Below are 10,383 nucleotides of genomic sequence, written 5' to 3'. Positions count from 1 at the left end.
CCTGCACTGAATGATTTGTTATCCGGGCGTGGGATTTGTGACTTCAATGGGCGATGGCATTCCGCCCACCGTAGGCGATCGCTTACGGCTTTCTTGTGATGCAGATATTCTATAATCCTTGCATTACTTCAATTGTGGGAATTTATTCCTTCCTCTTCCTTCTGCCGTCAGCATAGATGCCTTACCCCAACTGGCGCTGTGGAGTTATATTGGCTCAAGAAGGCGATCGCTGGATCGTGAGCATTGCTGGTTATCTAGGCTCGCGCCAAGGAAATCGCTGGATCGTTCAGGCGCTTGGCGTTCAGGCATTGGCTATCCAAGCTGACAGCGCAATGATTGACGGAAGATTCAGCGCCTAACTGCCACAGGTGTAGTCAACTGCAAATATAACCCGGATTTCTCACAAGCAATAAAAAATCAATTTACATGGCCTCATGGAAGACATTTTTTTGATACATCATCAATTTAAACTTAGGTAGGAAGACAAAAGTAGTATAAAACCGTAGCTATAGAGATAAAATAGTTACTATATTATTTCAAGTACTGAAAGTAAAAGGCTCTACTCATAAAACTAAGTATTTCAAAACTAGACTTGGATAAAACCAAGCCCGAAGTATCATTAATTAGAGAAAAATAAAATCCACTAAAACTAATATTAAGCAGTAGAAGTACACATTCTTAAGCATCTGTAAGCAGCAGCAAAGATATGTTTGGAAGGACTTGAGCTACTAATCGCAATTAAAATTCGGTGTGCGCTGACAGTAATTAGCGCTCCAAGTTTTAGTAATTTTGTACGAATAGTTCCAACTTGAGCATTTTTTAATTCTGTTTTAGCTAAACATTTTTGACGCAATGCATTCATCAAAACGTAAGCTATAGAAGAAAACCATAAACGTAACTGATTTCCCGCGAATGTGTGGGTACTGGTTCTATCACTAAAAAGTTCCAATTGTTGCTCCTTAAAGCGATTTTCCATCTCACCTCGCTGACAGTATTTTTGCGTATAGAGTTGACTAGGTGGTACTTTATTGGCAAGAATAGAAGTTACAACAAAACGAATATTAGTCCCCTTCGCTCCATACTCAACTTTCGAGACAACACGACGACTACGACTCCAAGATTCACGAGTTCTATAGTCTAAAGACTTATACCAAGTTGAATTATCAATCAACTCTGACGCTTGTTGCTGGAGTTCTTCATCTGGAATAAATAGAGTTTCTAAAAATGAAACTACTGGTGACATTTTTTCCTCAAACTCTTTCTTAGCCTTACTTTGTGTCACTGTAGTTATCTGAATTAAACGGCTATTTTGTGCCAATCCAAATACGTAATCAACTCCCGTTTGAGACTCACACCAGTCCATTATATTATCTCGTGAATATGCACTATCTCCTCGCACTAGAATTTGAACATTACTCCATTGAGCACGAATTTGCTTAATAACTCTTTGTAACTCTTCTAATCCTCCTGATGCTGGGTCTAAATTAGAAGGGCGAAGTTTCGCAGACAATAAATGTTTCCCACAAAAAATATAAAGTGGAGCATAGCAGTATCCTGCGTAATAAGTATTGAAGAAAACTTGCTCTTGATTCCCATGTACTAAATCATCCGTTACATCCAAATCCAAAATAATTTCTCGTGGTTCCCTGGAGTAAGATTCTAAAAATATCTTCACAAATAGACTTTCAATTTCTGATGGAGAATGCCCAATCTTATGGTAACGACTATCTCCTCCTTGTTCGACATCTTCAGGACAATGTTCCAGTCGATTTAATGTACTTTTCCCTGCCAATATTCCTGGCTCATTCTCTAGTCCAATTGTTTTTCCTAACACTAGAGCGAACATTGGATCATGACGTAATTCTTCATGGTCATTTAAGTCTTCATATCCCATGACCAACCCGTATATTCGTTGTTTAATTAAGCTTTCTATTGAATGGTAAATTCGATTTAGCTGACGGTAATCTTGGAAACACTGTGCAAACTGTGATGTGATTTGCAGTTTTCTATCTATTTCAGCAATTAAGTTTAACCCAGCATCGGATGTTACCAACCCCCCATTGAAATTAACTACGACTGGAGGTGATTTTGGCTGTTCAAATCTGAACTGTTTTGGGAGCGATCGCGTTGCGGGTCGATTCATCGTTTAAAACTGCTGAAATGCTTGCCATATAAACATTTTAGCAGTTTAAAGCTCCGCTTTTTCCTGAGTTTGTGAGAAATCCGGGTTGGGCAAAGTTTCTCAGTGTAATGAAGATTGGTATCTGATTTGCCGCAAATGCGTTTTGGTTACACTGAATGGCGAGATATTGCAAAAAGGTGGTTTTACCTACTCCTGGTTTGCCTAGCACCCTAAGCTTGGAGTATGTTTCAACTGCCTGTGTACCAGCTATCTGTTTTTCGTCAGCCTCACCTAAGCCAAAACGGTCAAATTCTTTGGGGTCAAGGTTTTGCAGATTAGTGATTTCTAAGTACTGAAGACTGGCAATTGACTCCAAAATATTCACATCTATATATATGTCATCGATCGCAACTGGACGGCCGATATCCAATAATTGCAAAATACCACACTGGTCTTGAATTTTGTCAAAGCGTTGCGATCGCACTTTCTGCACTAACTTATCAATATCCGACGCAAGAGGCTGGGCGTATTCTTCTCGTGACAAGAATTCTGCTGGAGGATTAGTCGCAATCTCCCGCCAATTCAGTTCTAAAATCAAACAAATTTCAATAAAGGTATGACGCTCAACTGGACGACCACTGAAAAACCGCCAAATTGGTTGTCTAGTCTTGAGGTTGACTTCTGCTGCTAGATTGTCTTGTGTCCACCCCTTGCGAACAAACGCTCTTTTAGCCTCTTGAATCCCAGTGAGTGATGCTTCGAGCGATCGCTTGACCATAGGAAAAAAACTTCTAAAATCAAGAACTCAAACTTTTATTAACATCTTTGATCCTAGAGCTTTTTCTGTGGTAATCACTCTCTCGTTGGTTAAGGATATACACAATTAAGAAAAAATACTCTATATCTAGTGAAATCCTGTTACATATATTAATTTTTGTAATAAACTCAAACACTATGAACTTATTTAATACATTTCAAACTTGAAGAAATACTTAATCTCAAGCACCCATCTGTCATGCTCTATGAAGTACAGATTAAGGGCTGATCAATATTCCTCCTTATTCACTATGATTTTAGCTTGAAGATAAATATGAATTTTTTATTAATTAGTAAAGTATATAAAATCATTGAGCTTGCTGAGTTAATCTATTGCCCAAAGTCATCAGATATACTGTTTGGGAAAGTAAATATACCAGAAACTTTTCTAGACAAATTGTCTAATTATTTAGAAGATTTTGAAACGACAGGAAGAACATCAGTCCGAGTACTACATAAATATGTAGACGATTTTTCTTTAGATGAAAAAGGACAAGTTATAGCCCTTATCTGGCTTGGTCAATATGTATCCTGTGAACAACCATCAGACTTAAACAATTTAGTTGCACAAGCACTACATCTCATCCCTCAAAACTATACAACTAGTTATATTATCGAAAAGGCTTTCCTAGCTAAATATCTTCGCTTCGGGCTGAAAAAAATAAATAGGGCTTGCTGAATAAAAGTATAAGGTACTCCAGATAAGGGATTCAAGCCTTTTTCTACCAAGCAAGTGCAAAGTTATAACATCTAGAGTCTCAAAACCCTTGCACAATCGTTAGCGATGGCTACGCCCGCCGCAGGCATCGCGGGTTAAATTTGAAAACTGAGCGACGAAACAACTATTTTGCAAGCTGTGTGGCTTCTAGATTTGTTTTAGAGACTTATTCAGCAAACCCTAAATAATAATCACTGCAACAATTAAATTGAGTAGCGGTGTGTGGTCTTTTCTATTCTATCTGATAGCAGTATTTAATGAGCATGTCGCTCCTTGTCTGGAGATATACGACCTAGAAATGCAAGATAGAGTGGATATTTTGGTTGAGCAGTCAACTCATAACTAATAACATCTATAGCGTTGTTAAATAGTTGAGTCTTAACCTTGGTTCCCGTTATGCTTTGGAAATACTAACATATAGTTTATTTTTAGCAAGTCTAAACATTTTGGTAGTGGTAAATATGTAGTGGTAATAGAGATTTAATAACTAAAATTATTTATTTTTAGCTTTCGATAAAAAGACTAGAAAAATAGTTGGAGTTTACATAAGTGAGCGCAGCGAAGATGGAGTTAGAGGATTATGTAGTGGGGAGAGGGGAGGAGGCTTTGGGTAAATCAATTGAGAAGACACATCCTTGATGGGGGATATCCCGAACTGAGAGTAGACCTTTGTTTAACGATACGGCACGTCGTGAAATTGTAAGCCCAATCCCCAATCCAGATTTATCTGTTGCCATCTGAGAAAAAGGCTTAAAAAGTTCTTCCACCTCACCAGGCGGGAGTCCTCCACATTGATCCTCTATTTCAAGCAAAACACGCCCACCTACAGCGTTACCGCGTATCCATACAATCCCACCCTGCTTGGTGAACTTAATGGCATTTTGAACCAGATTCGATAAGGCAGATATTATTAGGTGACGATCTATTAAAACCTCCAATTCCGGCGCTACCTCAACACACACCTTAATTGATTTCGCACTTGCTTCAAACCATGCAGTAGCCTCAACTTCACTAACTAGGTGAATAACTCGACATCTCTTATATTGTCCGGTTGATTCGTTCCGCAGTCGCACCTCAACAAGTGAACGATCAATAATTTCTCTCATACGCCTATGGGCATTTTCAAGAATACGAGATGTACTTCCATTGGCTCCGACTTTCCCTGTGATTATAAGTTGGGAAGCTAAACTAGCAGAGGTCAACGCATTTCGCAACTCATGTGCTAGAAATCCCAGACGTAGAACCTCATCCCGCTCTGCATTCTCGCGCTGACCTCGATTAAACTCTGTAACCGCTTCAGCGATAGCGATATCGAGGCAGAAATTTAATCGATTGAATTCACGAGGGGATGTTGTTTGATTAGTATTCTCCTGAATATACTCAGTGATAGCTTGACAAATAGCGCCGTAGCCATGAACAACCTGAGAAATGCTGTAGCCAAGTTTTAACGACTCTTTCCCCCGACGCTCTGCGGAGGCTTTGTGAAGACTTTCTATAGAATTGTTATCTGGTTCCCTAGATTCATCTATATCAGCATCACCACGTAATACCTCAATGAGTTCATCGTAGAACACAGGTAATCCTCTTTCCATTTCGTCGCTCGAACTCATGGAATCAGCAAGATGCACGATCTTTTTTGAACACAAGGCGAGAATTTCGTCACGTTCTGCTAATAAAAATTCATGTAACATTATGAATGTTCTTAATTTTAGACTTATTCTAGCATCAAGAGATCGCTAGAACAGCGATTGCCCAAGGGGCAGTGGCAGAGCCAATCGCACCCACCCCGATCCACCCCAGAACAATTTCCCATCCCCTCGCCGAGGCTAAGTATTTAACCTACATTACGCACGTCATTTTTTAGTATAAAAATAAATACAAAAATCTGTAAATACTTACTGAATTATCCGATTATAAATACTAAATCTCTATTATCACTATATATTTATCACTACCAACATTTTTTCGTTGTCTAGGCTGAATAATGCTACTGTTACAATACCAGATGTTGCTGAGGATAATGGTATTATCAACATCATTAAGATAGTGTTAATTACTGCCTGAACAAACGTTGGATAAACAACTTATTTGTCAGGCAGTAATTATCTATCATCGCAGCCCCATTATTGCCTTGATGTATAAACTTAGGTTAGAAATCACTCAAGTCACTTAGTCGTGAACTGTTCCATCGGGCATTTTTGTTCCAGTTAATCCGACTCTCCGCATATTTGCCCCGTCCATATTTGCGCCAGTCAGGTCTGCCTTATCTAAATATGCCCCGTCCATATCTGCCCCAGCTAGCTTTGCCCCTTTCAAGTTAGCTTCACTCAGTTCCGCTCCCCTAAGATCCGCTCCGGTGAGGTCTGTCTCACCTAAGTTTGCCCCCCTCAAGTTGGCTCCACCTAGCCTGACACAGCTTAAATCAGCTCCACTGAAATTTACTCCTGTCAAGTCTGTTCCACTCAGGTCTGCATCAAGCATTTCTGCACTAATTAGGCATACTTTAATCATTCGTGAATCAGCAAAAGTTGCCTGATTCAGTTTCGCCTGACTAATATGTGCATCAGTCAGATATGCTCCCTTTAAGTCTTTACCAATCAAGTCCGCTCCTTTTAGGTGTACCCCAATCAGATTTGCATTAGTCAGACAGACCTGAATTAAGCTTACGTTACTAAAGTCCCGTTCTCCTGCTGCGTATCGTCTCAGAAGTTCTGGAGTTTTCATAAGAAAAAGCAATACTTTGCTTATTGAAAGTTAAGTAAATTATATCATTTAACTTATGCGTTTATTGTTAACTAATGTAAATATTTATCAATTATCGTCCGAAAGCGATCGCTCATAAGAGTAGCTAGCAACTTGGGTTATATCTGCGAAACAGGTTTCAAGAATTAAATATTTTCTCTTCTGCTTTCTCCTAAAAAATCGTCAGGACAACAAAAGGAATTTCAGGACAGAGAATGGCGTAGGCGCAGCCCGCCGTAGGCATCGCTTTGTTGGTTAATTCCTCAAAGAGAGTTATATTGCTAAATTAATCTGGACTACGTTTTGTGTGCGTCGTTAATCAACTTATACAATTCAACTATCAATCAAACTCTGGTATATACTTAATTTCAAACGTCTGGTTGTTACACTTTTTAGAAGAAGATAAATTACGAACCATCTGGAAATATTTTTGAGAAGGGACTGTACATTTATCAAATGAATCTAGGCTTGAAAGTAAACATCTATATCAAAAAACACTAATGTCACATACATTGATTAATTTAACATTACCAATAGTCATTCAAGAAATTGAGAATGTCTTAGATGAGTACCCTGAACATCCTTATCAATTAGCTTTTTCGATTCATGAGTTACGCCAAAAGTTAATTGCCCACATTCTAAGTCATGTCCCTAACCGCTATGTAGTCGAAGGGGTACAGGAATTATCCAGCACCCCCAAAAGCCGCTACTCTTTCCCTCTACAGGAGCGGATACAGATAGAAACAGTGGTTCACGGTAGTATTCTGCATATCCTGCGCGAAAACGCTGATTGGCTAAGTCGCCAAATCCTAACTGTGTCTCTTGTTGGGTCAATTCTGCTCCCTATTCTGATTTAATCACTTCATACTCTTCTTGGGCAACAATACAGTAGAGAATATATTTTGCGCTAGGGTCAATATTTGCTTTTACGCTAGTGCAACGTATGTACTGTACTCTGCGTTTACTATGAGTAAAAATTCCACTAGATAAAAGATTTCAGAATAAATTTTCTGTGCCGGAATTATCCTGAAGTGTACTAGTTTTTACGACAGGTGCGATATTTTATGTGATAAACCAAACCTCGGTGTGCAAGATCGAAGGAGTCAACAGTAGCCATCCCTTGACCTTTGGCAGTCATCGCAGTATTCACCCGCATATTTACACTGTCACCACAGCCTGACCAAACATCAGCTACTGTCGCCAAGCTATCTCGAACATTATAGTCAGTTTCGCCACTAAAAGTCCGAGAAAAAACTGGGCCGCGGGTATCAGCAAAAAAGACATTCTGCTGTTGGAAATCAAGGTTGAATTGCGTCTGAGTTGTATAAGTTGTACTGAAAGCCTTCAAATCGTTACAAAAATCTCAAATTTAGTTGCTTTCAATATGATTTAGAGAATACTATGGATATCTGAAGGTAGCAGCTATTATGCTCTCCAACTCACTAATTAAAATGAAAAGCTTAAAAGCATTCTATCGCTACAATATCCTTGCTACTCTATTCTTATTCTGTTAGCTACCCAAACTCGAATTACTGAAAAATAATGGGAGTGCAAAACAGTATGGTAATCAAACATCAAGAAAAAATTATTACCCTTTGGATCGTTTTCTTGTTGGGAATTATCTTTCACAGCCAATTGGGATTAATGCCTCTTTTTCACGGTCTTAGTGTGGCTGACTCCCACGCACAAAGCATAGCAGAACTTACTCCGATTATGTGGTTAATGTTGGGATTTTTTGTGTTCCCGATGGCTGCGATCGTTGCTACTGTGTTTACTGACTCAAGTCGCTACCGAAGCATTCACTTTGGTTTAACAGTATTATATACCGGACTAAATTTTTGCCATCTTGTTGCAGATTTAATTGTGCAACCGATCGCTTGGTATCAGGTTGTGCTTATACTGATTTTGTTCATCATCGGTCTGTTACTCAACCTTGTTTCCTTCCAGTGGATGAAAGTTCGTCTGGTTAAGAGACCTCCAAAGAATAAATTATCCCAAAAAGAACAAGAGACAGAATTTATTCAAGAATAATGATCTATGGGTAGAGGCATACAGATATATACTTCTGCTACAGCCCATTTATATGTTGTAAATATTTTTTTAAATGGAATTACACCATACGAGAGATAAACGCTCAAAAGTTATTAAATAAAGGTTAAAAATTAAATATATTAGTAAAAATTGTACAACTTATACACCAATCAAACGCTTGGTTAAACATGATTTCTAATCTTAGAGTGTCATACTAACCTTTATCAGCAAATTGACAAAGTTTAGTGAAATATATGCTTAATAAAGCTTTCTTAACGAGTCCTCGCAAATTGAGTATATCTACAACAATCAGTCAATCGATGATGAGTAAGCATTTTTGCCCTAACTGTTCAGACATTTTACTCCGTCATGTGCGTTTGGGAAAACTTTACTGGCGCTGTAGCTACTGCTATGAGGAAATGCCTGTTTAGAAAACGGGGGCGATCAGTTGTCGTGCCATCAGCACGACAACTGATCGCCCCTCAGCAAGATATTCTTGAGATGCAATTAATGGCGCAGTTTTCAAATCGGAGAAATCTTGAGGAGATGGCAAAGCAGTATCTACAATTTAATGCCAGCATATTGAAACTAGAAGACTTGATTTTGACTGAACTTTAGAATAACTCATCTAAAAATGGGGTTACAACGTCCGGCGGAATTGTCCGTAATATCATCTCCGGTTAATCTCAGATGTCGATGTTCTTGTTGTTCAGGAGGATAAAATTTATGAAATGGCAACAATTAATTCTGGTTTTTATAGCCAGTATTTGTTTAATATTTGCAGGCAATGCCCTGGCGCAGACTGATATCAATATTAACAATACCAACCTCATTCGCTTTGGTGGAAGCGTAACTGTACCAGAGAATCAAGTTGTTGAAAACGCCCTGGCTTTTGGGGGGAGTGTTACGGTATCACCTAATGCCAGAGTTTTGAAAACTGCGATCGCTTTTGGTGGGGATGTCATCCTAAAAAAAGGAGTGCGGGTAGATGGTGATGCTTACTCCTTTGGCACTGGTGTAAAGCCTGCGGCATAGCTTCTCTGCGAGACGCTATTCGCGAACGCTTAGCGCGCAGCGTCTCGTAGAGAAGTCAATCGCAGGTACTATCTAATCCGTCAAAACCTTTTCTCATAAACATTTATGATTCGCGGAAAAGTCTATTTAAAATTCGTTCTAATTGCAGTTTAGGATTGCGATATAATTGCCTAAATCTAGCGTTTAAAGTCTTACTAAGAGCAACAGAGGGAAATTCTTTGTAAGAGCAATTATGTTTTGAAAAGGGGTTAAATAGCGTGTTAATTGTATAACTTCTACTAAAACGTTCAAAAGGTAGAGGTTATATTGGGCAAAATTTGTAACTATTAAATGTGCGGCAAAAAAACTCAAGATGAGATTCAATCTAACTTGACAATAATATAGCCAAATTTCAGAAATTCAACATACTAGAGCAATTATCATGACTACTGTAATTGATAACTTCACCAAAAATCTTCATGACAATTTAGAAGCGGTTGAAGAACGGGTAAAATCGCTAAGAGAAAGTATTCAATCTGCACCGAAAAAAACTCAAGTTGAGATTGAATCTCAACTTGATGAAGCAAAAGCAAAGCTGGACGCTAAGAAAAAAGAATTTCATGATTATCGGGCAAAGCTCAAAGCTCAATTTGAGGAAAAAGAATCTGAGGTGAAGTCCCATGTCGAAGAATGGAAAACGAGTCGCAAAGTAAAGAAACTCGAACATCGGGCAGATAAAGCTGAAAACCATGCAGCTACTGCAACCTTAGAAGCGATCGCAACCATTGAAGAGGCTGAAAAAGCAACCTTAGAAGCGATCGCCGCTAGACTAGATGCCGAAGCCGCTGCGGTAACTACAAAGAAGTAAGACACGATTAAAATAAATTGTCCGGGTTAGGAATCCCGAAACACGAGGTACTGAAGTACGAGACTCAAATCC

The 10,383-nt window shown here is 38.9% G+C and carries 12 protein-coding genes; 7 read left to right on the top strand and 5 right to left on the bottom strand.

Annotated features, from left to right (window positions below):
- The first annotated feature begins 176 nt into the window (after positions 1-176).
- Positions 177-359, top strand: a complete 183-nt coding sequence (locus HWQ38_RS11870) for a hypothetical protein (RefSeq protein ID WP_292793531.1) — start codon at positions 177-179, stop codon at positions 357-359.
- A 296-nt stretch (positions 360-655) separates the two neighbouring features.
- On the opposite strand, the gene HWQ38_RS11865 is transcribed toward HWQ38_RS11870, so the two are convergent.
- Together HWQ38_RS11865 and HWQ38_RS11860 are read right to left on the bottom strand one after the other, a co-directional pair.
- Positions 656-2,143 carry an IS1380 family transposase gene (locus tag HWQ38_RS11865; RefSeq protein WP_292793528.1) on the bottom strand — a complete coding sequence of 496 codons (1,488 nt, stop codon included), beginning with the start codon at positions 2,141-2,143 and terminating at the stop codon, positions 656-658.
- A gap of 37 nt (positions 2,144-2,180) precedes the next feature.
- Positions 2,181-2,900 carry a hypothetical protein gene (locus tag HWQ38_RS11860; protein ID WP_292793526.1) on the bottom strand — a complete coding sequence of 240 codons (720 nt, stop codon included), beginning with the start codon at positions 2,898-2,900 and terminating at the stop codon, positions 2,181-2,183.
- Positions 2,901-3,212: 312 nt separating this feature from the next.
- On the opposite strand from HWQ38_RS11860, the gene HWQ38_RS11855 reads away from it, so the two are divergent.
- A complete protein-coding gene (locus tag HWQ38_RS11855) occupies positions 3,213-3,617 on the top strand; it encodes a DUF3775 domain-containing protein (RefSeq protein WP_292793524.1) in 405 nt (134 codons plus the stop codon).
- A 617-nt stretch (positions 3,618-4,234) separates the two neighbouring features.
- Here the strand turns inward: HWQ38_RS11855 and HWQ38_RS11845 are convergent.
- A complete protein-coding gene (locus HWQ38_RS11845; protein ID WP_292793521.1) occupies positions 4,235-5,347 on the bottom strand; it encodes a HAMP domain-containing sensor histidine kinase in 1,113 nt (370 codons plus the stop codon).
- 478 nt (positions 5,348-5,825) lie between these two features.
- Entirely contained in the window at positions 5,826-6,380 is a 555-nt protein-coding gene (locus HWQ38_RS11840) for a pentapeptide repeat-containing protein (RefSeq protein WP_292793518.1), read from the bottom strand.
- 518 nt (positions 6,381-6,898) lie between these two features.
- Between HWQ38_RS11840 and HWQ38_RS11835 the strand changes: the two genes are divergently transcribed.
- Complete coding sequence (locus HWQ38_RS11835) at positions 6,899-7,255, top strand: hypothetical protein (RefSeq protein ID WP_292793516.1); 357 nt, start codon at positions 6,899-6,901, stop codon at positions 7,253-7,255.
- Between the two features lie 179 nt (positions 7,256-7,434).
- Here HWQ38_RS11835 and HWQ38_RS11830 read toward each other — a convergent pair whose 3' ends face one another.
- Entirely contained in the window at positions 7,435-7,746 is a 312-nt protein-coding gene (locus HWQ38_RS11830) for a DUF4360 domain-containing protein (protein ID WP_292793513.1), read from the bottom strand.
- Between the two features lie 212 nt (positions 7,747-7,958).
- Here HWQ38_RS11830 and HWQ38_RS11825 point away from each other — a divergent pair, with 212 nt between their 5' ends.
- The 4 genes from HWQ38_RS11825 to HWQ38_RS11810 all read left to right on the top strand — a co-directional run bounded on the left by HWQ38_RS11825 (position 7,959) and on the right by HWQ38_RS11810 (position 10,311).
- Positions 7,959-8,429, top strand: coding sequence for a hypothetical protein (locus HWQ38_RS11825; protein ID WP_292793510.1), 471 nt, complete (start codon positions 7,959-7,961; stop codon positions 8,427-8,429).
- A gap of 369 nt (positions 8,430-8,798) precedes the next feature.
- Complete coding sequence (locus HWQ38_RS11820; protein ID WP_292793507.1) at positions 8,799-9,047, top strand: hypothetical protein; 249 nt, start codon at positions 8,799-8,801, stop codon at positions 9,045-9,047.
- A gap of 108 nt (positions 9,048-9,155) precedes the next feature.
- Complete coding sequence (locus HWQ38_RS11815) at positions 9,156-9,464, top strand: hypothetical protein (protein WP_292793504.1); 309 nt, start codon at positions 9,156-9,158, stop codon at positions 9,462-9,464.
- A gap of 421 nt (positions 9,465-9,885) precedes the next feature.
- Positions 9,886-10,311, top strand: a complete 426-nt coding sequence (locus HWQ38_RS11810; RefSeq protein WP_292793502.1) for a hypothetical protein — start codon at positions 9,886-9,888, stop codon at positions 10,309-10,311.
- Positions 10,312-10,383: the final 72 nt, after the last annotated feature.

Source organism: Nostoc sp. NMS7 (assembly GCF_017115085.1).
In the GTDB taxonomy this organism is placed as follows: domain Bacteria; phylum Cyanobacteriota; class Cyanobacteriia; order Cyanobacteriales; family Nostocaceae; genus Nostoc.
The sequence above is the reverse complement of the archived record's forward strand: the minus strand, read 5'-3'. Positions and strand labels throughout refer to the sequence as shown.

What these genes read in the sequence shown, in the direction of transcription:
- HWQ38_RS11825 (WP_292793510.1), top strand. Translation starts at nt 7,959, where the DNA reads ATGGTAATCAAACATCAAGAAAAAATTATTACCCTTTGGATCGTTTTC.
- HWQ38_RS11820 (WP_292793507.1), top strand. Translation starts at nt 8,799, where the DNA reads ATGTGCGTTTGGGAAAACTTTACTGGCGCTGTAGCTACTGCTATGAGG.
- HWQ38_RS11845 (WP_292793521.1), bottom strand. Translation starts at nt 5,347, where the DNA reads ATGTTACATGAATTTTTATTAGCAGAACGTGACGAAATTCTCGCCTTG.
- HWQ38_RS11855 (WP_292793524.1), top strand. Translation starts at nt 3,213, where the DNA reads ATGAATTTTTTATTAATTAGTAAAGTATATAAAATCATTGAGCTTGCT.
- HWQ38_RS11815 (WP_292793504.1), top strand. Translation starts at nt 9,156, where the DNA reads ATGAAATGGCAACAATTAATTCTGGTTTTTATAGCCAGTATTTGTTTA.
- HWQ38_RS11870 (WP_292793531.1), top strand. Translation starts at nt 177, where the DNA reads ATGCCTTACCCCAACTGGCGCTGTGGAGTTATATTGGCTCAAGAAGGC.
- HWQ38_RS11810 (WP_292793502.1), top strand. Translation starts at nt 9,886, where the DNA reads ATGACTACTGTAATTGATAACTTCACCAAAAATCTTCATGACAATTTA.
- HWQ38_RS11865 (WP_292793528.1), bottom strand. Translation starts at nt 2,143, where the DNA reads ATGAATCGACCCGCAACGCGATCGCTCCCAAAACAGTTCAGATTTGAA.
- HWQ38_RS11840 (WP_292793518.1), bottom strand. Translation starts at nt 6,380, where the DNA reads ATGAAAACTCCAGAACTTCTGAGACGATACGCAGCAGGAGAACGGGAC.
- HWQ38_RS11835 (WP_292793516.1), top strand. Translation starts at nt 6,899, where the DNA reads ATGTCACATACATTGATTAATTTAACATTACCAATAGTCATTCAAGAA.
- HWQ38_RS11860 (WP_292793526.1), bottom strand. Translation starts at nt 2,900, where the DNA reads ATGGTCAAGCGATCGCTCGAAGCATCACTCACTGGGATTCAAGAGGCT.